26 protein-coding genes and 1 pseudogene are annotated in these 25604 nt (G+C 44.7%); 17 read left to right on the top strand and 10 right to left on the bottom strand.

The annotated features are described in order from the left end of the window. Nucleotides 1-101 precede the first annotated feature (101 nt). Nucleotides 102-1055 carry a hypothetical protein gene (locus A3763_RS20820; RefSeq protein ID WP_068506619.1) on the bottom strand — a complete coding sequence of 318 codons (954 nt, stop codon included), beginning with the start codon at nt 1053-1055 and terminating at the stop codon, nt 102-104. Between the two features lie 287 nt (nt 1056-1342). Between A3763_RS20820 and A3763_RS20815 the strand changes: the two genes are divergently transcribed. From A3763_RS20815 to A3763_RS20805, 3 genes are read left to right on the top strand one after another with little or no spacing between them, the layout of a single operon-like run. Then, complete coding sequence (locus tag A3763_RS20815) at nt 1343-2002, top strand: alpha/beta hydrolase (protein ID WP_068513036.1); 660 nt, start codon at nt 1343-1345, stop codon at nt 2000-2002. A gap of 25 nt (nt 2003-2027) precedes the next feature. Next, nucleotides 2028-3281 carry a glutathione S-transferase family protein gene (locus A3763_RS20810; protein ID WP_068514564.1) on the top strand — a complete coding sequence of 418 codons (1254 nt, stop codon included), beginning with the start codon at nt 2028-2030 and terminating at the stop codon, nt 3279-3281. A 42-nt stretch (nt 3282-3323) separates the two neighbouring features. Beyond that, nucleotides 3324-3701, top strand: a complete 378-nt coding sequence (locus A3763_RS20805) for a hypothetical protein (protein ID WP_068514560.1) — start codon at nt 3324-3326, stop codon at nt 3699-3701. 10 nt (nt 3702-3711) lie between these two features. Here A3763_RS20805 and rep read toward each other — a convergent pair whose 3' ends face one another. Beyond that, nucleotides 3712-5727, bottom strand: coding sequence for a DNA helicase Rep (gene rep, locus A3763_RS20800; protein WP_068514558.1), 2016 nt, complete (start codon nt 5725-5727; stop codon nt 3712-3714). Between the two features lie 353 nt (nt 5728-6080). Between rep and A3763_RS20795 the strand changes: the two genes are divergently transcribed. From A3763_RS20795 to rmf, 3 genes are all read left to right on the top strand, one after another. Next, nucleotides 6081-8441 carry a Tex family protein gene (locus A3763_RS20795; protein ID WP_068514555.1) on the top strand — a complete coding sequence of 787 codons (2361 nt, stop codon included), beginning with the start codon at nt 6081-6083 and terminating at the stop codon, nt 8439-8441. Between the two features lie 57 nt (nt 8442-8498). After that, complete coding sequence (gshA, locus tag A3763_RS20790; RefSeq protein ID WP_068514553.1) at nt 8499-10097, top strand: glutamate--cysteine ligase; 1599 nt, start codon at nt 8499-8501, stop codon at nt 10095-10097. 524 nt (nt 10098-10621) lie between these two features. After that, a complete protein-coding gene (rmf, locus tag A3763_RS20785; protein WP_068514633.1) occupies nt 10622-10831 on the top strand; it encodes a ribosome modulation factor in 210 nt (69 codons plus the stop codon). A 52-nt stretch (nt 10832-10883) separates the two neighbouring features. Here the strand turns inward: rmf and A3763_RS20780 are convergent, their stop codons facing one another. Beyond that, nucleotides 10884-11309: a flagellar basal body-associated FliL family protein gene (locus A3763_RS20780; RefSeq protein WP_068514550.1), complete on the bottom strand. Its 426-nt coding sequence runs from the start codon at nt 11307-11309 to the stop codon at nt 10884-10886. Nucleotides 11310-11564: 255 nt separating this feature from the next. Here A3763_RS20780 and A3763_RS20775 point away from each other — a divergent pair, with 255 nt between their 5' ends. The 3 genes from A3763_RS20775 (at nt 11565) to A3763_RS20765 (ending at nt 13890) form a co-directional block, all read left to right on the top strand. Beyond that, a complete protein-coding gene (locus A3763_RS20775; protein ID WP_068511884.1) occupies nt 11565-12062 on the top strand; it encodes a disulfide bond formation protein B in 498 nt (165 codons plus the stop codon). A 244-nt stretch (nt 12063-12306) separates the two neighbouring features. Further along, a complete protein-coding gene (locus tag A3763_RS20770) occupies nt 12307-12777 on the top strand; it encodes an Rsd/AlgQ family anti-sigma factor (protein ID WP_068554126.1) in 471 nt (156 codons plus the stop codon). A gap of 162 nt (nt 12778-12939) precedes the next feature. Then, nucleotides 12940-13890: a WD40 repeat domain-containing protein gene (locus A3763_RS20765; protein WP_082865345.1), complete on the top strand. Its 951-nt coding sequence runs from the start codon at nt 12940-12942 to the stop codon at nt 13888-13890. Between the two features lie 55 nt (nt 13891-13945). Here A3763_RS20765 and A3763_RS20760 read toward each other — a convergent pair whose 3' ends face one another. Beyond that, nucleotides 13946-14575, bottom strand: a complete 630-nt coding sequence (locus A3763_RS20760) for a cytochrome c (RefSeq protein ID WP_368664592.1) — start codon at nt 14573-14575, stop codon at nt 13946-13948. Between the two features lie 262 nt (nt 14576-14837). Between A3763_RS20760 and yihA the strand changes: the two genes are divergently transcribed. Then, complete coding sequence (yihA, locus tag A3763_RS20755) at nt 14838-15503, top strand: ribosome biogenesis GTP-binding protein YihA/YsxC (RefSeq protein ID WP_068508187.1); 666 nt, start codon at nt 14838-14840, stop codon at nt 15501-15503. Here yihA and A3763_RS20750 read toward each other — a convergent pair. Continuing rightward, a complete protein-coding gene (locus A3763_RS20750; protein WP_068514544.1) occupies nt 15500-16162 on the bottom strand; it encodes a TetR/AcrR family transcriptional regulator in 663 nt (220 codons plus the stop codon). The genes yihA and A3763_RS20750 overlap by 4 nt on opposite strands. 265 nt (nt 16163-16427) lie before the next feature. On the opposite strand from A3763_RS20750, the gene A3763_RS20745 reads away from it, so the two are divergent. The 4 genes from A3763_RS20745 to A3763_RS20730 all read left to right on the top strand — a co-directional run bounded on the left by A3763_RS20745 (nt 16428) and on the right by A3763_RS20730 (nt 19641). Further along, a complete protein-coding gene (locus tag A3763_RS20745) occupies nt 16428-17891 on the top strand; it encodes a coniferyl aldehyde dehydrogenase (protein ID WP_369820153.1) in 1464 nt (487 codons plus the stop codon). Between the two features lie 208 nt (nt 17892-18099). Continuing rightward, the gene (gene coaD, locus A3763_RS20740) at nt 18100-18570 is read left to right on the top strand and encodes a pantetheine-phosphate adenylyltransferase (protein ID WP_068634304.1); all 471 of its coding nucleotides are present in this window, start codon (nt 18100-18102) and stop codon (nt 18568-18570) included. 59 nt (nt 18571-18629) lie between these two features. Then, nucleotides 18630-18875, top strand: a complete 246-nt coding sequence (locus A3763_RS20735) for a YfhL family 4Fe-4S dicluster ferredoxin (protein WP_068514535.1) — start codon at nt 18630-18632, stop codon at nt 18873-18875. Between the two features lie 211 nt (nt 18876-19086). Beyond that, entirely contained in the window at nt 19087-19641 is a 555-nt protein-coding gene (locus A3763_RS20730) for a hypothetical protein (RefSeq protein ID WP_068514531.1), read from the top strand. 14 nt (nt 19642-19655) lie between these two features. Here A3763_RS20730 and A3763_RS20725 read toward each other — a convergent pair whose 3' ends face one another. After that, nucleotides 19656-20708 carry an AI-2E family transporter gene (locus A3763_RS20725; protein ID WP_068514528.1) on the bottom strand — a complete coding sequence of 351 codons (1053 nt, stop codon included), beginning with the start codon at nt 20706-20708 and terminating at the stop codon, nt 19656-19658. Nucleotides 20709-20749: 41 nt separating this feature from the next. Beyond that, nucleotides 20750-22192 (bottom strand): aspartate kinase, encoded by a 1443-nt coding sequence (locus tag A3763_RS20720; RefSeq protein ID WP_068514525.1) that lies wholly within the window; start codon nt 22190-22192, stop codon nt 20750-20752. 220 nt (nt 22193-22412) lie between these two features. Here A3763_RS20720 and A3763_RS20715 point away from each other — a divergent pair, with 220 nt between their 5' ends. Beyond that, entirely contained in the window at nt 22413-22709 is a 297-nt protein-coding gene (locus tag A3763_RS20715; protein WP_068514521.1) for a PilZ domain-containing protein, read from the top strand. Nucleotides 22710-22778: 69 nt separating this feature from the next. Beyond that, nucleotides 22779-23519 (top strand): hypothetical protein, encoded by a 741-nt coding sequence (locus tag A3763_RS20710; RefSeq protein ID WP_068514520.1) that lies wholly within the window; start codon nt 22779-22781, stop codon nt 23517-23519. 74 nt (nt 23520-23593) lie between these two features. Here A3763_RS20710 and A3763_RS29900 read toward each other — a convergent pair whose 3' ends face one another. Beyond that, the gene (locus tag A3763_RS29900; protein WP_068514517.1) at nt 23594-24289 is read right to left on the bottom strand and encodes an FKBP-type peptidyl-prolyl cis-trans isomerase; all 696 of its coding nucleotides are present in this window, start codon (nt 24287-24289) and stop codon (nt 23594-23596) included. 85 nt (nt 24290-24374) lie between these two features. Continuing rightward, nucleotides 24375-24869: a peptidylprolyl isomerase gene (locus A3763_RS20700; RefSeq protein WP_068514515.1), complete on the bottom strand. Its 495-nt coding sequence runs from the start codon at nt 24867-24869 to the stop codon at nt 24375-24377. 160 nt (nt 24870-25029) lie between these two features. Here A3763_RS20700 and A3763_RS20695 point away from each other — a divergent pair, with 160 nt between their 5' ends. Beyond that, nucleotides 25030-25410 (top strand): YbaN family protein, encoded by a 381-nt coding sequence (locus A3763_RS20695; RefSeq protein ID WP_068554137.1) that lies wholly within the window; start codon nt 25030-25032, stop codon nt 25408-25410. Here A3763_RS20695 and A3763_RS20690 read toward each other — a convergent pair. Then, nucleotides 25407-25604, bottom strand: a pseudogene (locus tag A3763_RS20690) (argininosuccinate lyase); the annotation flags it as partial. The gene A3763_RS20695 and the pseudogene A3763_RS20690 overlap by 4 nt on opposite strands.

Here is a 25604-nt window from a genome sequence, read left to right as displayed (position 1 = left end):
ATCCTCTAGTTATGCAAGTATATTGCGCACAATCTATTTATTCAAGCCACAAAAAAGGCCGCATTAATGCAGCCCTATTATTCACCTAATAGTCTAGGTAATTACTTACTCAACTTACGGTAAGTTGCCACAACACGGTCCAGATTTTCCAGAGAGGTATCACTATGGAAAGTATCACTTGTAGGTTTCTTGCCAGGGAAGAAGCCTAGGTAAATATCCAGCTTACTCGCATTTGCCAGTTTATCTAGCCACTCACCTTCAACAATTCCAATATTATTCTCAGCTATTCGCGTAAAAGGAATCAAGTCACCTCCGTCGATACGAATACCTAAATTCTTTGCTTCGCTGGCAATATCAGAAGAACTGTTAATGTGAATCTCATTTTCTTTAAAGGTTAGCCAAATTTGAGACATATAACCTTCTTTACCCATCTCCCAAGTTGGCGTGCTAATAACAAGCCCTTGAGTTAATGCTGTATCACCCTGCTTTAACACCCAAATATCATAGTTTGCAGGAAGGTCTTTCTCGCTAATTGCTAAGGGCTTAACAGAGCCTTTCTTTTGCACAACAGGCGCTTTAACAACATCTTTTTTAGCTTCCTCTACCTTCGCAGCTACTTTTTTAACCTCAGCTTTAGCTGGCTCTTTTTCTACTGCTACCTTCACACCCTTGTCTGCTACCGCTGTAACGGCCTTCTGCGTTACTTCTGCGACAACTTCCTTAACTGTAGGCTTCACCTCTTTGCTGACCGGCTGTTCAGTCTTAGCACCTGGTTCAACCACAGGAGCTTTAAGGCTTTTCATCATTTCATCAGCTTTAGCAGCATTTTCTTTCTCGTTCCTAGCTAGCTCCTCTTGGCTTGGCTGTACTTCCGCCACACTAAGCTCAGCCGAGCTATCAGACATCGCACTATTGTCCTTCTTATCAACTGAAGCACAGCCAGCAGCTAAACTGATGACTAAACCAGCTCCCACCAAAGATAGGCTGCGATTCAAGTTTGAAAGATTTGTTTTTGCTGCATTCAGCATTTGAAATGTATTGAGTTCGGGTTTCATTTTTTCTTCCTAAAACAAGCAACAGAGCGCCTTGCACTTTTCGTCATAACTACAACATTTGCCACTTATGCCACCATAAGCACCAATAATTTACTCAAGATCAGGAAAGGCTTTAATTCAGTGTAGACATAATTCTCGCTTTGCCAGCTTTACAAGCAAGGTATAAGGTTAAACAATGTCAAATACGCAGGTTTATCATTAATTTTGTCCACTGCGTCACACGAGTTACCCATACTACCTATTAAAACTATCTTTTTCACCTATTGGATAATTAAGGATTTCATCACATGCCCCTATTAGACTGTATTGAGCGACAAACTGCTGACACGGTATCAGCAAGTATTATTTGGCTGCACGGCCTCGGGGCAAATGGAAACGACTTTGTACCTATCGTCGAGGAATTAGCGCTACCGGAAGGCTTAGGTATACGCTTTATATTTCCAAATGCCTCGGAAATCCCCATCACGGTTAATGCTGGCTATATCATGCCCGCCTGGTATGACATTCTTGAACTGACTGAAGAGCGCGTGATAAACCACGAACAATTGCAAAGTTCGGTGAAGAATATCCAAACGCTGATCGATAGGGAAATCGAGCGAGGCATCAAGAGCGAACGAATCATTGTAATGGGCTTTTCGCAGGGTGGAGCCGTGGCCTACCATGCAGCCTTAACTTACCCCAGCCCCCTTGCAGCACTGGCAGGCTTGTCGACCTATTTTCCACAAGAAGATAGCTTTGATACCGCGCCCGCGAATAGCCAGCTGCCAGTATTAATCTGCCACGGCACTCATGACCCAATGGTCGTGGAAAGGCAAGGTAAAAAAGCGGCGGCGATTCTTGAAGCGCGAGGCCACACAGTGCAATATCTAAACTACCCGATGGAACACGAAGTTTGTCTAAGCGAGATACAAGACCTATCGCGTTTCTTTCAGGCTCATTTGATGTAATGCTGTTTTATAGGTTGAGCCCTAAATGAAAAATAAGAATAAAATACAAATCAGTTCTGCAATTATTTGGGGCGTCGAGCTTTCGCCCTTCGTATTAAAGATGCAAGCTTACCTGGAGTACTGTGGCATCCCTTATCGCCGCTTACCCGCGCATGGAAGCTATCTTGAAAATACTCAGACCTTATTACGCCTTGAGTATCAAAAACAGCATAAGCAGATAAGCCGCTATCCTGAAATGGATGCCGACTTAGATGAGTACCCTGCCGTTCCTTTCTTTACTGAAAACGGCAAAGATTTTCAATACGACAGCACAGCCATCGCACACTATCTTGACCAGAAGCCCCCCACTCAGGGAAATAGCCATAGACATCGCTTATTCCCGGAAGACCCTTGTTTGAATTTTATCGCCAGCTTAATCGACGAAGCCTTTGACGAGTTCGGCCTATACATGGTCCATCATATGCGCTGGGTAGGCTCCGCCAAGTCGAACATAATGGGTAAATTACTCGCAAAAGAATTTCGTCACGCTTTGCCGCCAGGCGGCCCCTTACTACTTTCCAGGCGCTTTCCTAAGCGACAGGTCGCACGCTGCCCTTACTTATTTAGTGTCGCGCCAAAGAGCTATCGAAGCGGTGTTTCAAAAGCTCTATCCCCCCCGTATAAAGAAGGTTTTCCTGAAACACATACCTTATTATTCGAAAGCTGGAAGCAATATCTAAAAGGCATGGAGGAAGTATTAACCCTGCAAAAATTCTTACTCGGTGATCAGTTTACCATTGCCGATGCCAGTGCCTACGGCCAACTCGCTATGAACCTGGTCGACCCAGAAACAAATAAGCTAATGCAAGAACTCGCTCCGCAGACACACGCCTGGCTTGAGATGATCTATAGCGGCAAACATCGCTTACAACAGAAAGAAGGGGAGCTTTATTTTTCAGGGGCACTTAAGCCCTTGCTCAACACCATCATGAGCACCTATGCATCGCTCATGGTTCAAAATAAGCAGGCATATCACCTGGCAAAAGCTCAGGGAGCAACAGAGTTCAACGAACTAGCCTTCAATCAGGGAAAAACACTTTATACAGGAAAGTTACGTGGCTACCCTTTTAAGTCAGTGGTAAAAACCTTTCAACTCAGAACCTGGCAGGAGCTTTGTGACAAATGGAAGCGTTTAGACCAAAGCGAACAAAATACCATTAAAGCACAGCTAGAACTTTGTGCTCTTTTCGAAACAGAGGATGCTGAATTGAAAGAGACAATTGTTTCGGCAGAGGCTTAAGGGCTATGATAGCTTCATATTTTTCTTCAATAAGGATTCTCAGTGACAGATCAGGCAATTACCCTACAAAACATTTCTGGAAAAACCATTCTGGTAGGCATCACCTATTTTGACCTGTCTGGAGAAGTGCTGGATCAAAAGCAGCTCGCTGGTACTGTTTGCAAAGTCACAGAAGAAGATGGCATCACCGTCCAGGACTTGAAACAAGAAAGTGAATTCACCATCCCTTCTTCACTTCGCCCCTGGTTTATTGCACCACCCGGTGACTATCACGACCCGATTAGTGGTAAGCAGGTACAAAACCCTGACTATCTCGTCACCTGGGATGTCTATAAAACCAAAGAAAGTACACCGGAAGGCGAACATGAATGGTGGGAATGGCGACCACAGCTCGCCAACCCTAGCGTCGGCCAAAAGTAATCAGTAATATTTACTTGAGGCCATCTAAAAGCGCCGAAAGAGTTTGATTGCCCTTTTTCTGCACAAGCTCTTTATCTTTTTGCTCGCCACCTTCCCACTGCAAGTCATCTTCGGGAATTTCATCTAAAAAGCGACTAGGAATGGTTTCTATTTTCTCGCCATATTGTTTTCGTGCTGCAGCATAAGTCAATGCTAAAGTCCGCTGGGCTCTTGTGATGCCCACATACATCAGGCGGCGCTCTTCTTCGATGTTATCTTCTTCAATGCTGTTTCTATGCGGCAATAATTCTTCTTCAAGCCCCATGATAAAAACATGTGGAAATTCAAGACCTTTCGAGGCATGAAGCGTAAGCATGTGCACCTTATCGCTATCATCCTCTTCTTCTTGTTGCTCCAGCATATCTCGAAGGATCAATTTGGAAACCGCTTCTTCTATACCAATTTCATCCGCTGTGCCTTTATCGGCGTCGATCATATTTTTTAACGAATCAACCAAGTACCAGATATTCTCCATACGTTTCTCAGCCGCTTTTGGCGTATTAGAGTTTTGGTACAGCCATTGATCATACTCAATATCGGTAAACAACTGCTTGATCACAGGTATCGGATCTTCCTGATAACAACGTTCCGTTGTTTTTCGTAACCAATCGCTAAAGCGCCTGACCCGATCCAGCGCCTTACCACTCAACACTTGTTCCAAACCAATTTCACCGACAGCCTGATTCAAACTAATATGTCGCTCAGTCGAATAATTTCCGAGTTTCTCCAAGGTTGAGGGGCCGATCTCTCTGCGTGGTACGTTGACTACCCGAAGAAATGCTGCGTCATCATCAGGGTTAGCAATGAGACGCAAGTAGGCCATGGCATCTTTGATTTCATTCTTGGCAAAGAAGGAGGTACCACCAGACAAGCGATAAGGCACCTGAAAAGCCTGCATCTTGATTTCCAGCAGACGCGCCTGGTGGTTACCACGATAAAGCACAGCGAAGTCTTTAAAAGGAATGTCCTTTTTCAACTTAAGATCAAGAATCTCTGCGGCAATTTGTTCTGCCTCTGCATCTTCATGGCGACAACGAATTACACGAATTCGCTCTCCGTCACCCAGCTGGCTCCATAGTGCTTTATCAAACATATGAGGGTTGTTGGCGATCAAGGTATTCGCCGCACGCAAGATCAAACTGGTAGAGCGATAATTCTGCTCCAGCTTAATCAGCTTCAGGCTTGGGAAGTCTTTTTCCAGACGCGCCAGGTTTTCTGGCCTTGCTCCACGCCAGGCATAGATAGACTGGTCATCGTCGCCTACGACTGTCAAAGCATGACGGTCACCCACGATTTGCTTCACCAGCTCGTACTGAGCCATATTAGTATCTTGGTACTCATCAACCAAGAGGTAGCGAATCTTCTGCCGCCACTTGCTTAATATATCCGGATGTTCAGCGAAAAGTTGTACGGGTAAAAGAATCAGATCATCGAAGTCGAGCGCATTATAGGCTTTGAGGTAGCGAGTATAGGTTTCATACACATGTGCCAGGGTGACATCGTCAGGCGTTTGAGCTTGCTGTGCGGCCTGAGCCGGAGTTAGCATGGCATTTTTCCAGTTTGAAATCGCCATCTGAAATTCATTGATTCGGTCGCTATTCTCTTCACCATCTTTCATCATCAGGTCGCGAATCAACGCTTTAGCATCTTCACTGTCGAAAATAGAAAACCCCGGTTTATAGCCAAGCGCCTTATGCTCGGTGCGAATGATATTCAAACCCAGGTTATGGAAAGTCGATACGGTTAAACCACGCGCATCAGGCCCCGAAACCAACTGCCCGACACGCTCTTTCATCTCGCGAGAAGCTTTATTGGTAAAGGTCACCGCAGCAATATGGCGCCCCGGAATACCACAGCTTTTAATCAGGTAGGCAATTTTTCGCGTGATTACACTGGTCTTGCCGCTGCCAGCGCCCGCTAGTACGAGTAAAGGACCACCAACATAATCTACGGCTTCTTGCTGTTTAGGGTTTAACTTATTCGCCACTACTTTCTCTTCTTTCTGTCTATCTCGATAAAAATAAATGGGCTCAGGGCCCGTGACTCTGAGCCCATTTATTTTTCTATTCCATCATTCTTTCACGTCAACTCATTGCTTTCCAGATACATTTTGTCGCTTTGTAGCACTTATTCTAAATAGATATAAATAATGAACACAGTCGTAGCGCCGCAACACTGCCTTTAGTTGTGAAATTGGAACAGATATTTTCGTTGTTTTGTTTCATTTTTTATTTACTGCAGGGGTTTAAATCGCCATGCTCGTCACCATTTAGTGCATTGCTATTTGTTGTTTTTAAGACTGATACCTCTTTACCGCTCGCAAGGATCTTTTACTTTCGCATGAACACCTTATCTACCCAGGCTTCCTCCGCTTCCACGACCACCAAAAAAATTGCAGCCCAAATTGCCAGCGAGCTTTCGGTCAGACCTCAACAAGTCGATGCAACCATTGAACTAATTGATGAAGGTTCAACGATCCCCTTTATTGCACGTTATCGAAAAGAAGTGACCGGCGCCCTAGATGACTCACAGCTCAGAAAGCTTGAAGAAAGGCTCCGTTACTTACGAGAGTTAGATGATAGGCGTAAAACTATTCTCAGCAGCATTGACGAACAAGGTAAACTCACTGATGCGCTTGCCTCGCAAATCGCTAATGTCGCCAGCAAGAACGAACTGGAAGACCTCTACCTTCCTTACAAACCCAAGCGCAGAACCAAGGGCCAGATTGCAATTGAAGCCGGTCTGGAACCCTTAGCGGATAGTTTGTTTAAGGACCCGACTCTAGACCCAGAGTCTGAAGCGAGTAAATTCATTAGCACTGATAAGGGCATTGATGACTCACAAGCCGCACTAGATGGCGCAAAGTACATTTTGATGGAACGCCTCAGCGAAGAAGCCAAGCTACTCGGCATACTCAAAACTTACCTCTGGGATCAGGGCGAGATTTTTAGTGCCGTTGTCGAATCTGAAAAAGCCAAGGGTGATAAGTTCCAGGACTATTTTGACTTCAGTGAAGCGATAGCAAAAATCCCATCACATCGTGCATTGGCACTATTTAGAGGCCGCAACGAAGGCGTGCTCAATATTAGCCTGCAGCCTCAGGGTTATGACGCAAGTGACCGTTTAACGATTCATCCCTGTGAAGCCAAAGTCGCCGCTTATTACAATATTGAGGACCAAGGCCGAGCAGCCGATAAGTGGCTAAAAGAAGTGGTTCGCTGGACATGGCGCGTTAAACTTAACAACCATATCGAGACTGAACTACTTGGCAAGCTAAGAGAACAAGCTGAAAAAGTTGCCATCGATGTTTTTGCAGAGAACCTAAAAGATCTGTTATTAGCAGCGCCAGCCGGTGCGAAAGCAACATTAGGCCTTGATCCAGGCCTGCGAACTGGCGTTAAAGTGGCGGTGATCGACCAAACAGGCAAATTACTGGATCACGCAACAATCTACCCTCACGCCCCCAGAAACCAGTGGGACGAATCTATCGAGATAATCGCCGCCCTCTGTAAAAAACACCACGTTGAGCTGCTCAGCATTGGCAATGGTACTGCCTCTCGTGAAACTGATAAGCTGGCTGCCGACGTAATGAAACGCTACCCCGCCTTGGCTTTAACCCGAATTATGGTCAGCGAGGCCGGCGCCTCGGTTTATTCTGCATCAGAATTAGCTGCAAATGAGTTCCCGGATCTGGACGTCACCATTAGAGGCGCCGTATCGATCGCGCGCCGTCTTCAAGATCCTCTGGCAGAGCTCGTAAAAATTGAACCTAAAGCCATTGGCGTTGGTCAATACCAGCATGATGTTAGCCAAGTACAGCTCAACCGCAGCCTGGGGGCAACCATCGAAGACTGTGTTAACGCTGTCGGTGTCGACGTCAATACGGCTTCTGCACCATTGCTGGCAAAGGTATCTGGTCTGAATGCCAGTATTGCCAGCAATATTGTGGCATTCCGTGATAGTAACGGACGCTTCAACTCTCGAAAAATACTCAAAGAAGTCCCACGCCTTGGACCAAAAGCATTCGAGCAATGCGCTGGATTCTTACGTATTCTTGATGGTGAAAACCCACTAGATGCATCCGCAGTCCATCCGGAATCTTATCCCACAGTGAAGGACATTGCTCAGAAGAGTCAGCAAGATATCGGACAACTTATAGGCAATGCCGGAACTTTAAAGAAGCTATCAGCTAACGACTTTGTTAGTGAAAGCTGCGGCCTGATCACTGTTCAAGATATTTTCAGCGAACTCGCCAAACCCGGTCGCGACCCGCGCCCTGAGTTTAAGTTTGCAGAATACAAAGAAGGCGTCGAGACAATCTCTGACCTGAAGCCGAACATGGTGCTCGAGGGAGCGGTAACGAACGTGACACACTTTGGAGCCTTCGTTGATATTGGTGTGCACCAAGATGGTCTCGTCCATATCTCGGCACTGGCGGACAAATTTGTTAAAGACCCTCGCGACGTTGTCAAAACAGGTGATATCGTAAAGGTGAAAGTCATGGAAGCTGATCCAAGACGAAAACGAATATCACTGAGTATGAGAATGGGCGACGAAGCACAAATGAACGATAAAGCTCAAAGCAGCCCAGAACATCAAAATAAGCACAGCAACGCCAAGCAGAATAGAAAACCCAAGCAAACCGAGGCACCAATGTCCGGCGCCATGGCCAATGCTTTTAGTAAGCTTAAATTGAAGTAAAATGATAATACTGCGGTCTTATTTCGAAACAACTCGCACCCACAATAGGATTAACACATGACAGCGCCCTCAAACACCAACAATAATGCTCATGCGGGCCTGTCTCCGAGCGACTTAACGATCCTGGCACAGCATATTAAAGAGCAGGGCTTACCGATTTCACGCGGCATAGAAAAAGAAGGTCTTCGGGCAGATAGCGAATTTTCGATCTCGCAGAGAAATCACCCTGAAGCCTTGGGCCATCCGCTGACTCACCCTTCCATTACCACTGATTACTCGGAAGCTTTATTAGAGCTAATTACACCGGTTGAAGACTCTAGAGAAGGCCTGCTAAAAACATTGCAAGATACGCATAAGTTTGTTGCTAGCAATATTGGCAATGAAGTTCTCTGGTCTGGCAGCATGCCCTGCAAGCTTGATGGCGAGCACAGCATTCGTATTGCTGAATATGGCGACTCCAACATTGGACGCTTGAAGTACGTCTACCGGGAAGGTCTAGGCCATCGATACGGCCGAACCATGCAAAGCATTGCGGGCCTGCACTTCAACTTCTCGATCAATGACTCCCTTTGGCTTAATCTAAAAGAAGCGCATGGCAATAAAGAGCAGTCACTACAAGACTTTAAGTCGGAGCAATATTTCGCTCTGATTCGAAACTTTCGTCGCTACTCTTGGCTACTCATGTATTTATTCGGTGCGTCGCCTTGCCTAGACCAGAGTTTTGTCGCTGGCCAAAATCACTGCCTCGAATCATTTGATGATAAGGGCACGCTGTATAAGCCTTATGCTACCTCGCTCAGAATGGGAGACCTCGGCTATCACAACAACGCCCAATCATCGCTAAATATCTGCTTTAACAGCCTGGAAAACTTCACCCATACACTTGGCGATGCCATTAACACTTCTTACCCGCCATACCAAGAGCTTGGGCTAAAGAAAGGTGACGCTTACCTTCAGATCAATACGAATATTCTGCAAATCGAGAACGAGTATTACAGCTCAATCCGACCAAAGCGCAGTGCACTGTCAGGCGAAACGCCACGGCATGCACTCAACGAACGCGGAGTCGAATATATCGAGGTACGCTGCCTGGATTTGAACCCATTTTTACCATTGGGAATTTCTGACAGACAGGTCGACTTTATGGATATATTCCTGAGCTTTTGCTTACTCCAGGACTCTCCGGTAATTGGCGATAAGGAATGTGAATATCTCGATAGTAACTTTGACCTGGTCGTCAATGAAGGTAGAAGACCAGGACTTGAACTCACCGACCAATCACAAAAGCGAACGCTAAGTAGCTGGGGGCTTGAGCTTCTAAAAGGCATGCAAGGTCTTGCCGAAGTACTAGACCAGGCAACGAGCGACCAACGTTATAAGTCGGCACTAAAGGAACAGCTAGCTAAACTCGATACACCAGATCTAACACCCTCCGCTCAAGTGTTGTCAGTCATGAAGAAAGAGTCTCTATCCTGGCTAGAGATCGCTGGAGAACTTTCAAAGAAGCATCAATTGGTACTCAGTGCTGAGCCAGCACAAAACCAATTCAGCCAGTTTGAAAAACAAGCGCAGGAGTCGTTTAAGCAAGCAGAAGAAATAAAGCGTAGTGATCGTATTTCTTTCGATAGATACCTAATGGACTATCAGGCGCAATAACTCTAGATTTTCTCACGACTCTTTCACAAAACTTGCTGCACATCTGTTCACCGATACGTTTTAGTATAAATTTTGTGCAGCGTTTTCCATGTCGTAAAACAAAACTGAAATTCCCCTCATTTTTGACCATCCTGTCATTGTTGCAGGTACGCTCCTGTGTTAATTTTGTTAACGCTTGAAACGGAGTATTTCTGTTGGTGTTCTTTTTGTATCTCGCTAACTCAGTCTTGATATCAAAAGCGTTCACTCACATTAATTGTTTCATCTTAAAATGATGACTTACACGCCAAATAAAATTATATAAATAAGGCATTTCACGCTTGTAGGAGAGCGTTCTGAGCATTAAGTTTATGTTCAGGCTTTGTGAATAAGTAAGGATTCTTAATGTGGATGGCGTTGCCAAACCACTTTGTTAGCCGAACGGGAAGCTATATTCTGCTCTACATCTCATGTGGCGTATTGAATATGGCTATCTCAATGATGCTTGTAAAAGTGCAAGGCAGCTTAATGAAAGGAGTGGCCAAATGGCCCAAGACTTTTCTTTATGCTGGGATATTGACTCACTAAACAAAGCTTATCGTCAGGGATATATGGCGGGAGTGATGGGAGCAGATATTCAGCAGTGCCCTTATTCTGGCGAAGTAGTGCAAGCTGCATGGGAAGCAGGCTGGGAAGACGGCGTCGAAAAATGCGAACTGGATAAGCCGAACGAAAGGGTTGGCAAAATCGCCTAAGCTCTCTACCCTACGGCCCCTTTCTTATTTTCGCTTTAGAAGTCGCTAAGCCTTATCTCTGAACAACAAAGCTGGTAAACAAGAGATCATCTATCTGCCCATCACCCGTTTCTTCTTCCAGAATCTGCTGCACAAGTTCTAACGCTTCAAGTCGAACCTTCTCCTGACCTGCTGAAGTACCGAGTGTTTCTTCAGTCTGACGACTTAAAAGCATCACGATCTGATGGCGAACCAAAGCATCATGATTCATAACTTCGTTTACCGCAGCGCCGCTCGATGTTCTGACTGAGACACCTGCCTTGAGAAACTTTAGCTTCTTTCCATTGTCACTACCAAAATTAGCGACAAACGGTGGCGTTAAGTCATGATATTGAATCGATACAGGCGCCCCCTCTTCACCCTCATCTTCTGCTGCTAAAGGCATCGCTACACACATCGATAGCATTAATAAAAAAAACGCTGGAACTTTTATACTCATTTGCACTCTGTCATCAATTGCTTAAAGAAGTAATTATAGGCTGGAAAAGTCAGCCTGCAACACCTTCACCGACATTCTTAACGCAAGACCAAAGCAATTATCATTGTTATCCTAATATGACATTACAAGCTCTTAAGAGAAAAACAAATTTGTTTACTCAGGCGGCTCACTAGTGAAGAATACATTTTTGACCGCGCTCTTTACCTCTTTTATAAGGTAAGCAAAGCGACTACAAGTTTACGAGCAACAAAGATCATGACATTCCCTTCTTCACAGCAACGCTTTCTATTTATTTTTATCGCTTGTGCGGCACTATTAGTCACTGCCACCTACATTGAGCCTTTTAGCAGCATGGACCCATGCCCAATGTGTATGATGCAACGAGTATTCTTTAGCGGCATTGGGCTCGTTGCGCTGATCGGTGCAATCCATAATGCAGGAAAGATCGCTTCGTCCATCTACGCATTCCTCGCAGCACTCTTATCTGTGGGTGGTGCCGCTGTTGCTATTCGACAATTGTGGCTACAAAGCTTACCCGAAGACCAGGTCCCCGCATGCGGCCCCGGCATCGATTATATGCTCGAAGTGTTTCCCTTATTGGAAGTAATCGAGATGGCCCTACGAGGCACAGGCGATTGCGCAAAAGTTCAGTGGACCTTCATGAGTCTATCAATCCCAGGCTGGAGCTTATTGGCGTTTATTTGCTTTGCAATAATCGGCTTGAGTATATTATTTAAGAAAGATAACAAATAAACTGTTGCGAGCATTAAACAAATTAGTTAGTTTCATGACTACACGCTATTTGTTACAGAAGTAAGCACAAAGCTTACCGAACAATACGCAAAACATTTTGTTTTTCATCTGCAAAAGTAAAATGATAATAAACAGGTAGCCAAGCAAGCTACAAACAACAATTACTTAAACGAAACGAGCTAGCTAAGTACCGACAAGGTACAACAAGTCTCGAAACGATAATGTAGTAGAAAGGGGTTAATGAATGCTCGAGAATTGCAAGAATGCTGCAGAGCGATGGGGTGGAGTAAACGACTTAATCGATAAATGGCTTAAGGAAAGGCAAGCGCTTATTGTCAGCCTGTGCGATCTATCTGTAAACCCAGGCAGCTCTCAAGAAAATAAAGCAGAGAAGTTCCAATCGTTTTGCCAGATATTGGTCGACTATGTTTCGGTCGGACACTTCGAAGTCTACGAGCAACTCGTTGCCGAGGCAGCAGAGTATGATGACGGTGGACTTGAGCTTGCAAAGAAAATCCTTCCTCGCATTGAAATGTCCACCGAACAATCTCTAGCGTTTAACGATCGCTTCGACGATATACATAAAGTCGACGATGGCATCGAAGGCCTTATTAAAGAGCTCGACTCCTTAGGAAAAACCCTTGAAGAGCGCTTTGAGCTTGAAGACACGCTGATTGAAGCACTTCACGCGGTGCACGCAGACACAACCGCTTAGTTCTAAATGAACTCCTGAGCGATAGCCAGAACTTCTTAATTCTGGCTATATTATGCGCTTCCCCTCCAGATCATATTTATTCTCTCTTTTTCCTCGTCTCTGACTATACTAAAGATGTAATGACGTCCTTTTAAAATCGAATCAAATCTATCAGGTCTATCGGTGTTTAAAAAACAAACTTCTACCCTTTTACTCAGTCTGGCACTTGCCGCATGCGCGGAAGGCCCCACTAGCAGTAAACAGCTTGCGACTCAAGGCTTACTAAGCGGCGAACTCAGCCCTAACGGATACCTTGCGGTCATCGGATCGGTTCATCATGGCGGGAGCTTTTGGAACACCAAAAAGAAAGAGCGCCTCTATGACTGGAATCATAAAAGCGGCGAATACTCATCCATCCGGGCCTCAGCGGTTTCCGGTGACGGTAAGAGAGCCGTAACCTGCCAAGAAAAAGACTTAGTGCTATGGGACGCTACGAATGGTAAGTCCCTACAGTTCTGGCAAGCAGCCGATCGAATCGAAGCGATTAGCTTAAACCAAGATGGGCGACGAGCATTGCTAGGCCTGAGAGATGGTACGGTCAATTACTTTGACCTTGATCGAGGTATGGCCATACACAGCTTTAAGCATAACGCACCAATACGGGCTACCGACCTCAGTGAAGACGGTGCAGTAGGTATTAGTGCCGGTGATGATAACATTGCAAAGATTTGGAACCTGAAAACAGGCAAAGAGCAATACGCCTTGAGCCTGAACAATCAGATCAAGACTGCTGCAATATCTGATTCTGGTAAGCTCGCCTTTACCACCTCACAACGCGAAGATGCTCTGGTTTGGGATACCAAAACCGGGAAAAGTAAATTCAAGTTTAAGAATCGATATATTAATTACACCAGCGCTGATTTTTCTGATGATGAGAAATACCTAACGCTTGGCACTTTCCAAGGCGTCATCAGTAAATTTAATATTAAAAAAGGAACTGAAGTGAAGACCTGGCAAGCAGAACCTCGCCAAGCTTATGGCGGCGCCAGCAGTAAAGCGATTATCGATGTCATCGATCAGAAGTCCAATGTTATTGCCTTGACCTCAGATGGAATGTTAGAAGTATTCAAATAGGAAGGTAGGGAACTAGAAAGCCGAGAAGCATATTGCTCCTCGGCAGAGACGAAGCTTATTTATATAAACCAGAAATATAGCTGGCAACTGCTTCAATTTCTTTGTCATTCAAACGAGCCGTTACTGAACGCATCATACGCGAATCACCATCGTTGCTACGCTCACCACTACGGAACTTCTTAAGCTGAGATGCGATGTAATCAGCATGCTGACCGGCAAGCGCTGGAAATGCAGCCAATGACACACCTTCACCTGCTGGGCCGTGACACGCTGCACACGCCGCAACCTTAGTTGCTGCATTACCCTGGCGGTACATGATCTCACCTTTTTCTACCAAGTCTTTCTTTGCTTGGCCAGGCGTAGTTGTTTGTGACGCAAAGTAAGCGGCAATGTTTTCGATATCCTGTGCAGAACGCGCATCAAGCAAGCCTGTCATTTCGATTACAGGACGCTTACCTTCTTTGATGTCATTCATTTGTTTAACCAAGTACTTCTCACCTTGGCCTGCCAGTTTAGGAAAGTTAGCAACAACACTATTTCCATCGGCACCGTGACAACCAGCACACGTAGCTGAAGCGGCCTTTCCTGCCTCAACGTCACCAGCGGCTGAAGCCCCCAAAGACCCTACCAAACCTGCAACGATCACTACACTTTTTAAAATCATTTTCATTTTAATTGCGCTCACTTTCATCTCTAAACATAAATCTAATATTGTCATTTTTACCCACATAACCAAGCAGCTCTGAAGGACAAAACAAGCTAATGAATTCTCTAATCTTCAAAACCTTAACAGTATGGCTGATCAAACTAAAACAACAAGCCGATCACCCTCACTCAGAAAATTATGGGCAAAAAATTTCAGGCTATTATACACTAAGCCCTTCCTGATAAAACCCTTACATTAAATAGTGGTTTTTATTCTGTGCTTTTTTCTGATTGAGTTAGTCATGAACCACCCAAATACGCCGAAGAATATCTCCTACAACAGCGCCCGTTTCAGCCAAAGCGGATCAAAACTCAAGAACTGCCCGCCAGACCAAGGCGTTGAAGTTGCCTTTGCCGGTCGCTCCAATGCAGGAAAATCTTCAGCCATCAACTCAATCACTAACAATAAGAAGCTTGCCCGAACCAGTAAGACTCCCGGCAGAACCCAACTGATTAACTTTTTTTCCCTTAGCACGCCCGGGGTTCGGCTAGTCGACCTGCCCGGCTATGGCTTTGCAAAGGTATCCCTGGACCTGAAAGCTGAATGGGGAAAGCACCTCGATGACTATCTACGCAACCGAGAAAGCCTTGCGGGCTTAGTGCTTATCATGGACATCCGCAAACCTCTTACCGAGTTCGACCAAATGCTACTCGACTGGTCCAGTGAATGTCAGCTACCGACATTAATCCTTCTAACTAAAAGCGACAAACTCAAGTTTGGCCCTGCAAAGCAAGTCATGTTTCAGGTTAAGAAGCAGTTAGAAGCACACCAATCTCTGGAAGATGTCATTTTGTTTTCGAGCCTGAAAAAGTCTGGCATAAAAGAAAGCCGCTTTGCTCTGGACAAGATTATCAATCAGCGCTTGCTAGATAATAGCCCTTCCCCTGAAGACAGCCAAGAAGATTAGACTTTTGGCGCGATCCCTTCAAAGCGATAGTTTTCCTGCAATTCCAGCGCTAAGGCCCGTTTGTCTTCATACAAATAAGGTATGACATAGTCGAGTATTTGATACACACCGTGCTGAATACTCTTCTGGTTCAGCGCCTGCGCTTCGTCCTCAGCACTTTGGATAGTTTTTAGGTAAGTCATCCAATTCGTCACAATCAACCAGGTATTTAAGGCTTTCGACTTTCGCTGCTGATCTTCCATTGGCTGATAGATTTCACTCTTCTCCATCGCATAAATAATGCTTTGGATACCACTCAAACAACGTAAAGTAAATCGTCGATAATCTTCACGCAGGCGCTCATCGCTGTCCAGCAAATGCTCTAGATCTCTATGCAAGAAACGATAAGCCCATAAACCGTTAAAGACCGCATCCAAATAGGTAATCAGATCATTTATATGTATCGCTCTGCCGCTCGGCACATTCAGATATGAATCTACAAGTAGCTCGTAGTTCTTAAAAATCTCGTAAATAATGTCGCTTTTATTTCTAAAGTGGTAATACAGGTTGCCGGGAGACATTCCAAGGTGAGCAGCAATATGGTTAGTCGATACGTTCCGCTCTCCACGCTCGTTAAACAACTCCAGCGCAGCCAATACAATTTTTTCTTTGGTTTTCATGTACTCACTAACCTCCCAATCATGTACATTTTCTTATGCAGCTCTTCAAGTCAGGCGTACTTGTACCTGATCAGCGCCACTATATATAGCTTTTAACAGGATGCAATCCTGGTCACCAAAATTAAAAAATGACTCGCAGTCATATTTTTGATCTCTAAGTGTTGACTTTTTAGAGTATATACTCTAAAAATATAAAGTATATTGTAAAAAGTAGATTATTTTCGTTTTTCTTCTATTTTTCGCCTAACACAAACAGATAGACATATTGTCGGAGCTCATCCCCATGGTTGCTGAAGTCATTCAAATAAGTGAAAGCAAAAAACAAATCCAACGCATGAATCAGATTTTTTCCGAGCAAAAAGCTGCTTTCCGTAAAAACCCAATGCCTTCTTATCAGGAAAGAGTCGCAAACCTTAAAAAACTTAGAAGCATGCTTCTTGATAATCAAGACGAGATTATCGAGACAATTTCCAGCGACTTTTCTAACCGCTCTGCTGATGAAACAAAACTTGCTGAGCTAATGACAACCATTCACGGCATCGACTACAACATCAAAAACCTGAAATCGTGGATGAGCAAAGATAAGAAAAAGATCTCTCCTTTATTTCAACCTGCGACAGGTTTTGTGCAATATCAACCGCTGGGGATTATTGGCATTATTTCGCCTTGGAACTATACCGTGTCTTTATCAATGGGCCCTCTTGTCGCTGCTTTGGCTGCAGGTAACAGATCCATGATCAAGATGTCAGAGTTTACACCGCAGACCTCTGCACTAATCGAGCAACTAATCTCCGACACCTTTCCTCAAGATCTGGTTGCGATTGTTCAGGGTGATGCAGAAGTCGCGACTGAGTTCTCTAGCATCCCATGGAACCATTTACTGTTTACCGGTTCAACGGCTGTTGGCCGCCATGTAATGAAAGCAGCGGCGGCTAACTTAACACCCGTCACGCTTGAGCTTGGCGGCAAATCTCCAACAATCATCTCTGACGATGTCAATATGGACGATGCAACACAGTCAATTGTTTTTGGTAAGGCTTTTAATGCTGGCCAAACCTGCATTGCACCTGACTACATTCTTTGTCCAGAGCACCGCCTGGAGCATTTCGTTGATCGATTCCAACACTTCTTTGCCAAGATGTACCCAACGCTGAAGCACAACACTGACTTCACCAGCGTAGTCGATGAACGACAGCTCGCACGCCTGCAATCTTACCTGGACGATGCAAAAAGCAAAGGCGCAACGATTATTGAGTGCAACCCGGCTGACGAAGATATGCAAACCGGTACACGTAAGATGCCTATCCACCTGGTGCTAAATGCCACTGATGATATGCTAGTGATGCAAGAAGAACTCTTTGGCCCAATCCTGCCAATCCTACCCACTAAGTCGCTAGACCAAGCTCTGGACTTCATTAATGATCGCCCTCAGCCCTTGGCGCTTTACTATTTTGGAATGGACAAAGACGAACAGCAATATGTACTAGAACAAGTTCGAGCTGGCGGCGTCTGCATTAACGACACAGTCTCTCACTTTGCTCAAGAAGACTTACATTTTGGCGGCGTTGGTGAATCAGGTATGGGCTCCTACCACGGCGAGCAAGGCTTCCTGACCTTCTCTCATGCAAAATCAGTATTCTGCAAGAATCATTTCAACAGTACCAAGTTTGCCTACCCTCCTTTTGGTACCTTGATTCATAAGGCCTTATTCTCTATTTTCTTACGATAAGCTAGCTCCTTATAGAGATAACCCTTCAAATGCGCTGGCTATCTTGCCAGCGCAGACTTCTTGTTTACAACAAGCTGACTAGCAACCCACCCGAAATTTGGTTACTATTCCGCCCCTTCTTTAGTTCTTGGTTGTCTATACTTCCAATACTGTAAAATTGACTTAGGCACTGCAATCGTATTCCGCAGCTTCAGGAGTAAGACCCCCTATGAATACTGTCGTTTATCCTGGCACTTTTGACCCAATTACTAACGGCCATACCAATCTTGTAGAGCGTGCTGCAAAGCTTTTTGATCGCATTATTATTGCTGTCGCAGCCAGCCCAAAAAAGAACCCTATGTTTCCACTTGAAAAACGGGTTGAACTGGCAAAGGACGTTTTGGCTCATCTCGATAATGTAGAAGTCATTGGCTTTGACTGCTTATTGGCCGAGTTTGTAAAAGAGCACAAGGTCAACGTTATTCTACGCGGTTTACGTGCTGTTTCAGACTTTGAATTCGAATTTCAACTAGCGGATATGAATCGGCGCTTGGTTCCTGAAGCAGAAAGCTTGTTTCTTACTCCTGACAACCACCTCTCTTATATCTCTTCCACTTTAATTAGGGAAATTGCCTCTTTGGGCGGTGATGTTTCAGAGTTTGTAGCGCCAGCCGTCATTAAGGCCTTAGAAGAGCGATAGCAGGATAGTATTTTGACCTTTAACCCCACTTTTATCAGATCATAGCAGAGGTATTTTTCATGGCATTAATGATCACAGATGACTGTATAAATTGCGACGTGTGCGAGCCTGAGTGTCCCAATGAAGCCATCGCACCCGGTGAAGATATATATATTATTGACCCGAGCAAATGCACCGAGTGTGTCGGCCATTACGACGAACCACAATGTGTCGAAGTATGCCCTGTAGACTGCATTCCCAAAGACCCTGATCACAAGGAAAGTGAAGCAGAATTAATGGATAAGTACGAAAAGTTAACAGGCTAATAGAACTTATAGCGCTAACTATCTAAGTTAATTAGTAATATTCGTATTAATATCACAATTAATCACATTCCTTTGGTAGGTACTTCAGATAGTTTTGGTCTACACTAAAACTATCTGGGCTCACCGGGGTTCGCATAACTTCTGTTCGATTTAGCATGACTACATGCACACCTCCCGAGCTCATAATCAAATTCGCGACGTAGGATAGACCATGGCCAAGAAAGATGAAGTGGAGCACGAGCCACTCACTGAAAAGCAACGAATTACTGCTCTGGAAGAGAGTGTCGGGACGAACAAAATAGTACTACTGGTTGTCGCACTCTTACTAATCGTGATTATTTCTGTTTCGATTACAGTAATAACGATCACCGTCTTCGGAGATGAAGAAGAAGAGTCCGTCAACCTTGAAGTCGTTGAAGAGCTACAGCTACAAATCTCGGAATTGACCAGCCAAAACGAAGCTCAAACTCAACAAATAAAGAGCCTTAAGAAAATATTACCCGTTATCCAGGATCAACTGGGCAATACAAGCAACCTTAAATTGCTTAACGTGGTGATGGAACAAGAAAAAGGTAATCAAGAATTTCTAGAAGCCTTACGTACCGGCATGTATGACCTGGCTCACATGCTACCTGGCTCACGTACCTGGCTCGAAGTTTACGGCGAAAAAGTTGATTTAGCCGAAGCTCATAGCAAAGACAGAGAAAAAGACCTCAAAAGGATTCTAATTCAAAGCGACTCTCAAGATGAAGAGGATCTTTGGTAGCTGCTCATTTAGAACTACCGCTTCTCATCTTTTTCTTGAGCAACATCTGGCCCCATAATGATTGCGATCCAGCGGGTCTCGTCACTGCTTTCAAAGGCAATTTTTAACAGCATGGTCAGTGGGACAGACAGTAACATCCCCACTGGCCCAAGCACCCAACCCCAAAATACCAAAGACAAGAAAACAATCAAAGTAGAAAGCCCTAAGCCCCGCCCCATATAGCGCGGCTCAATAACATTGCCCATCAAGGTATTAACAAATAAATAACCCGCTGCAACCAACAACATATGCAAAGGCCCTAATTGAATTAAGGCCAACAACATCACGGGTACTGCTGCGATAATGGAACCAATATTCGGTACAAAATTTAGAAGATAAGCAATTAAAGCCCACAACAAGGGATATTCAACCCCCAGAATAAGCAACCAGATATAGATTAACCCACCCGTTCCCAGGCTCACTACAACCTTGATACTCATATAACGATTAACATTCTCTAAAAATAATTCAATATGCTCCATCAAGGTACTGTCTTCGCCGAAAGCCTTATGAAGTTTTGCCGGCAATGAAACACCTTCAAAAAGCATAAAAATCACTGTTAACACAATCAGAAAGGAGTTCGATAAAACGCCACCCAGGTTCCCCAGAGTGCTTACCGCCAACTTAAAAATCGTTGACGGGTCAAACAATTGCATTAACTTTTCCTTTGGAATATCCAAGCCCCAGGAATTTAAGCCACTGATTAGTTCGCCCATCAATGCTTGCAGGCGTATCTGGTACTGGGGTAGGTCATTTGAGAAAGCAGTGAGTGAAGTGGTAATAATAGAGATAATCACCAACTGCACCAGGCTGATAAAAATAACCACCAGTATCAAGGACAGCCAGGCAGGCAAGCCTTTCCGTTGCATAAAGAGAAAGGGAGGCGCACAAATGATGGCAAAAAAACCGGAGAGTAGAAACGTCACCATCAATGACTCAGCAGCGCGTATACCTGCAACCACAATAACAAATGCCGCCAAAACAAACAGCGTACGTGCTGCCGATGAAAACCCAGAGATCTGATGCATTGCCAACTCCTTTAGCAGGATGTTCCCACGAGATCTAATTGTTAATTAGCAGGGCAAATCGCGATACCGTGATTGTGAATTTCGACCAAGCTACTATGCAGGCTCTTCACCGCCAAGTCATAGTCGTCTTCGTTGACAACAAACTGCATGTCAACTTGTCGCATAGATTGATGCATTGCTAAAACACTAATTTCCTGCTGTGCCAGCGCCTTGACCGTCACCGCCAACATACCAGGCACTTGCATATTACTGCCAATCGCCGAAACAATCGCAACTTTGCACTGGTCAATCTCGGCCTCAGGAAAACATTTTTCCAGAGCACCGTATATACGCTTTACTGTTTTCAGGTTTGTAGCAAGATAATGAGTAATGGTGTTCGCATTAATATCTTTAGAAACAACATGGCCTTTGAAGCGCCTGATCAGCTCAAGAATTTTCTGGTCATAAGTATCGACACTACCCGTCATCCCCTGATCGAACACTTCCAGTGCATAGATGCCCTTGCAACCTGCAATAATTTCGACACAAGGCTCGTCACTGACATAGTCTCCGGTGATAAGTGTACCAGGATGGTCAGGCTCAAAAGTATTCTTAACTCTTAAAGGAATACGGTTACTACGTAAACCCTTGGCCGCTTTAGGGTGAATAGCTTCCATTCCCAGGTTAGCTAACTGATCGGCAACATCATAGTTTGTCCGTCCGATAGGAATAGCATTTTCTTCACCAACCAAACGAGGATCAGCCGTGCTCAAGTGAAATTCTTTATGGATGATGGTTTCACGCGCTTCGGTCAATACAGCGATGCGGCTAAAGGTCATTTCACTATAGCCACGGTCAAAAGTAGACATCAAGCCTTCCTCGCTATGCGCATAACCCGTCGCGATAGGTATCTGACTTGCCAAATCCAAGCCTTGAAACGCTTCAACGATCCGCTCATCCAAAGAGGTATGCTGTGCCGCGCGCCAGCCAGTTAAATCAACAAAACAAGCATTGAAACCGTCACGTTCAAGAAGCTTTGCAGTGTTCCAAGCGCTATGAGCCTCACCGATACTCGCCAACATTTCCCGAACAGTCGCCAAATGTGCGGAAAGCTCAAAATGCCCGTGTTGACAAAGTCTTTGAAGATCAACAAGACACTGCTCTGCATCATCCAGACGCTCGCCAATAAAACTATTCGCCTGCTGCAAAAGCTCACCTTCACCAAATAAGCCTGCGTTTATGGCCTGCATATCAGCTTTCACTTGCTGCAGCGCCTGGTGCCAACTCTTGTCTTTCAAGCCGTTGGCAAATAACGCATAGATTCCTGGCTGGCTAGTCTTTTTGTGCTCTAACAAAGCGTCTGTCATGCCGCCATACGCTGAAACCACAAATACACGCTGATAGATCGTATCCTCTCTTGAGGGTTTGCTGATTATATTATCGCGAATAGCGACATAATCACTCATTGACGTTCCACCGATCTTTTCAACACTATGCGATTTCATAACACCCTTCTATCACCAACACGCTTTAGAGAACTAGCCTGTAAAAAACGCGCTATTTTACGCCATTAACGAAATTTGTCTATCTGCCTCATTTTTAGCCCTCACTGAAAGACTGCAAGCCATGTAATCTTTCCAAAACTTAAAGCTAGATTGGCGATATTCGTTTTTATTATCGATATAATGCAGAGCAATTATTTAAGCTAAGTGGCCTGCTAATAAAATGACCATTGAAAACGAAAACACCTCAACATCCGCACAGCCCGACAAACGCTCTGAGCACCGGACACCAATGAAGTGTAAACTTAAAGTGTCTCACCCCAGTATTGGCGATCAAATTGTCACTACCCGTGATATCTCCGATGGCGGTGTATTTCTTCTAACAGAGAATATTCCTATGCCACCGGTCGGCACCGTTGTCCAGGGCCAGGTCCAGGGCATGGGAGAAACAGCGCCTGTACTGAAAATGAAAATTGTCCGAATGGAACCTGCGGGTATTGGTCTGAAGTTTATCTCCTAGTATCAGTTGCCCCCTATTTAAACTTAGCCAAATTGAATTAATATCTGTGAAATCAAGGAACGTCTAATCATGAAAAACCACCTTCTTAGCTATTCTCTTATTGCCTGCAGTGCCTCTGCCAGCACCTTTGTCGCCGCTGAAGAGCCGTTTAAAAAAGCTTATACGCCTCCTTCACGCGGGTTCTTTCTTGAACAGGGTAAAGTAAACACTGGCGACCATATATCCATTGACCTGCACAGTGGTGCGAACGGTTTACAAAATGGCGGCAGTATTCGACTCGGGCTTTCCCAGGCTGAGCTTATTTTGAATAGTGGACTAGGCCTTAACACCGCCTCTACAGGGAACGACGTTAGCCTAAAATGGGGGCTCCCGCCTATTAGATCAGGTGATCAGCAAACGACAGATCAGTTTGCTTGGTCTTTGGTAACAGGCTTATCTGTCATTGATTTTGACAACAGCAATAACGATCAAACTAATTTAAAGCTAGGGGTCGCAGCCACGATTTCGGCCGATGCAGCAACATTCACACTCACACCATCTCTTATTTACAGCGATATTGCAGACAATAGTGATACATTCCTAGAATTAGGTTTGGGCGCTTATGCTGGTCTAATTGATACAGAAAGTGGCTTATTCTCGATTGGCGCTGAAGTTGTTATGTCAACGCAAGACGATAGCGATACAACGGCCTTAGTCGGTACCCGCTGGTCTTATAATGAACGAGTCAATATCGATATTATCCCAATGATATTCAGCAATAGCGATATCTTGGGCATACCCGGACTAGTTCGTTTGAATGTAGTGTTTTAATAATAAGAGTAAGAAGAAGAGATTCGAAAGAATACATTGTGTATTCTTTCGATAGTACTGACGATTAAGCTACTTTATTTTTTCGCTTCGATATCCAACAACTCGACATCGAATAGCAACGTTTCATTCGGCCCGATAGAACGGTTACCGTTTGGACCATATGCCAAGTCCGAAGGAATAAACAGCTGCCACTTTGAACCAGTAGGCATCAACTGAAGGGCTTCTGTCCATCCAGCAATCACACCATTAACCGGAAAACTTACTGGCTGACCACGATCAATCGAGCTATCAAAAACCGTACCGTTGATCAAAGAGCCGGTATAGTGAACTTTCACAACATCTGTCGGCCCAGGCTGCAGACCTTTACCTTCGGTCAAAACCTTATACTGAAGGCCGCTCTCTAGGGTAACAATACCTTCTTTGTTCTTGTTTTCAGCTAGGAATTCTTTCCCCGCTTTTTTGTTTTCTTCACCCGCTTTTTGAACTTCTTCTAGCTGCTTTTGCTGTAGGTCTCGCTGAAAGTCAGATAGAGTCTGCGCGACCTGCTCATCGGTAATAAGTTGAGGGTTGCCACTATAAGCATCTTTCAAACCTTGGACGAATACGTCGATTTGCAAATCAGGCATATCGTTAGTCATGCGCTTACCTAGAACCAAGCCAAAGCTATAGCTAACTTTTTGATCTTGAGTATCAAGAGACTTTAGAGGTTCAGCAGCATAGCTGAGAGTAGAAGCACCTATTAGAGCTAGGCCTAGAAGCGTTTTTTTCATGTTCATTTCCTGAAGAAGCCATTCTAAAAACGCTCACGTTACTTGTTTTTTGGTGAAATCTCTATGCTTGCAACATTAGCACTTGTTAATGGTGGTGACCACCAACACCATGAGCATGCCCGTGAGCCAACTCATCTTCTGTTGCTTCCCTGACGCTCTGAATTTCAATATCGAAACTCAAAACCTGCCCGGCCAAAGGGTGATTCGTGTCCACATCGACATTAAACTTTCCTGCCTTTAATACCACAACCTGCCTTGGACCTTCTTCGGTATTAATCGAAACCACCATACCAGGCTTCAACTTGGAATTTTGCTTTTTATCGCCCACTAGGTGCTTAATTGGTACGCGCTGAACAGCTTCTTCTTTACGCAGGCCATAGCCGTCTTGAGGTTCAACCGTCACAGTCAAAACATCTTCTGCCGACTGACCTTCCAGGCCTTTTTCCAAACCAGAAATAATATTTCCATGGCCATGCAAATAAGCAACCGGGTCTTCTCCATGAGAGGTCTCCAGCTCACTGCCTTGCTCATTCGATAGTCTATAATGAAAGGTTACCACTTTATCTTTGCTAATTTGCATCTGAAGTCTCGTTTATCAATAGTAAAAGACACATTATCCCGCGTTGGTAGAATAGTGTCTATGCGCTAATTTTTTACAAAAAATAGCCTCTATATTTATAGAAAGCTATTTAAAGGTCTACAATGGAAAAACCGTAAATGTATTTGTCAGGAAAGTAGTAATGAAAGGCAGCGTCAAAATACTTATTGCCTCCTTGGGGTGGCTCTGCGTCATCCTTGGCGTGATTGGTATTTTCTTGCCGATATTACCGACAACACCTTTCTTACTATTAGCTGCCTGGTTATTCACTCACTCATCGGAACGTTTTCACCGCTGGTTACACGAACACCCGAAGCTAGGCCCCATCATTTCAGTTTGGAAAAGCGGCGAAGGCCTGGACAAAAACATTCGAACCCGGATACTAATATGTATGTGGGGAAGCATGCTTTTATCCGCACTCATCATTGGCAAGTTATGGGCCGTCATTATGCTTAGCTGCATAGGTGCCGGCGTCACAACCTATATCTGTCGCCTGCCAATCAAGTCAGGCACGACAAGTTAACGTGCAGCTAGTTTTTCAAGAACTCTGTCAGCCGCAGCAGAAACCTGTGCAGGTGCCGTCCCGCCCAGGTGATTTCGTGCATTAACAGAGCCTTCAAGCGTCAGAACGTCAAATACATCTTCTTGAATCTGATCGCTAAACACCTGCAACTCTTCTAGTGTCATGTCTGAAAGGTCTTTTTCCTCAGCAACACC

The organism is Oleiphilus sp. HI0128, assembly GCF_001635365.1.
This window is presented reverse-complemented; position numbering and strand designations above follow the sequence as displayed.

Excerpts from the sequence above, each read along its gene's own strand:
- A3763_RS20730 (WP_068514531.1), top strand. The coding sequence starts at position 19,087 with ATGGCCAAGAAAGATGAAGTGGAGCACGAGCCACTCACTGAAAAGCAA.
- gshA (WP_068514553.1), top strand. The coding sequence starts at position 8,499 with ATGACAGCGCCCTCAAACACCAACAATAATGCTCATGCGGGCCTGTCT.
- A3763_RS20815 (WP_068513036.1), top strand. The coding sequence starts at position 1,343 with ATGCCCCTATTAGACTGTATTGAGCGACAAACTGCTGACACGGTATCA.
- rmf (WP_068514633.1), top strand. The coding sequence starts at position 10,622 with ATGGCCCAAGACTTTTCTTTATGCTGGGATATTGACTCACTAAACAAA.
- A3763_RS20770 (WP_068554126.1), top strand. The coding sequence starts at position 12,307 with ATGCTCGAGAATTGCAAGAATGCTGCAGAGCGATGGGGTGGAGTAAAC.
- A3763_RS20775 (WP_068511884.1), top strand. The coding sequence starts at position 11,565 with ATGACATTCCCTTCTTCACAGCAACGCTTTCTATTTATTTTTATCGCT.
- A3763_RS20750 (WP_068514544.1), bottom strand. The coding sequence starts at position 16,162 with ATGAAAACCAAAGAAAAAATTGTATTGGCTGCGCTGGAGTTGTTTAAC.
- A3763_RS20820 (WP_068506619.1), bottom strand. The coding sequence starts at position 1,055 with ATGAAACCCGAACTCAATACATTTCAAATGCTGAATGCAGCAAAAACA.
- A3763_RS20780 (WP_068514550.1), bottom strand. The coding sequence starts at position 11,309 with ATGAGTATAAAAGTTCCAGCGTTTTTTTTATTAATGCTATCGATGTGT.
- A3763_RS20810 (WP_068514564.1), top strand. The coding sequence starts at position 2,028 with ATGAAAAATAAGAATAAAATACAAATCAGTTCTGCAATTATTTGGGGC.
- A3763_RS20735 (WP_068514535.1), top strand. The coding sequence starts at position 18,630 with ATGGCATTAATGATCACAGATGACTGTATAAATTGCGACGTGTGCGAG.
- A3763_RS20700 (WP_068514515.1), bottom strand. The coding sequence starts at position 24,869 with ATGCAAATTAGCAAAGATAAAGTGGTAACCTTTCATTATAGACTATCG.
- A3763_RS20710 (WP_068514520.1), top strand. The coding sequence starts at position 22,779 with ATGAAAAACCACCTTCTTAGCTATTCTCTTATTGCCTGCAGTGCCTCT.
- A3763_RS29900 (WP_068514517.1), bottom strand. The coding sequence starts at position 24,289 with ATGAAAAAAACGCTTCTAGGCCTAGCTCTAATAGGTGCTTCTACTCTC.
- A3763_RS20695 (WP_068554137.1), top strand. The coding sequence starts at position 25,030 with ATGAAAGGCAGCGTCAAAATACTTATTGCCTCCTTGGGGTGGCTCTGC.
- yihA (WP_068508187.1), top strand. The coding sequence starts at position 14,838 with ATGAACCACCCAAATACGCCGAAGAATATCTCCTACAACAGCGCCCGT.
- A3763_RS20715 (WP_068514521.1), top strand. The coding sequence starts at position 22,413 with ATGACCATTGAAAACGAAAACACCTCAACATCCGCACAGCCCGACAAA.
- coaD (WP_068634304.1), top strand. The coding sequence starts at position 18,100 with ATGAATACTGTCGTTTATCCTGGCACTTTTGACCCAATTACTAACGGC.
- A3763_RS20720 (WP_068514525.1), bottom strand. The coding sequence starts at position 22,192 with ATGAAATCGCATAGTGTTGAAAAGATCGGTGGAACGTCAATGAGTGAT.
- A3763_RS20725 (WP_068514528.1), bottom strand. The coding sequence starts at position 20,708 with ATGCATCAGATCTCTGGGTTTTCATCGGCAGCACGTACGCTGTTTGTT.
- A3763_RS20795 (WP_068514555.1), top strand. The coding sequence starts at position 6,081 with ATGAACACCTTATCTACCCAGGCTTCCTCCGCTTCCACGACCACCAAA.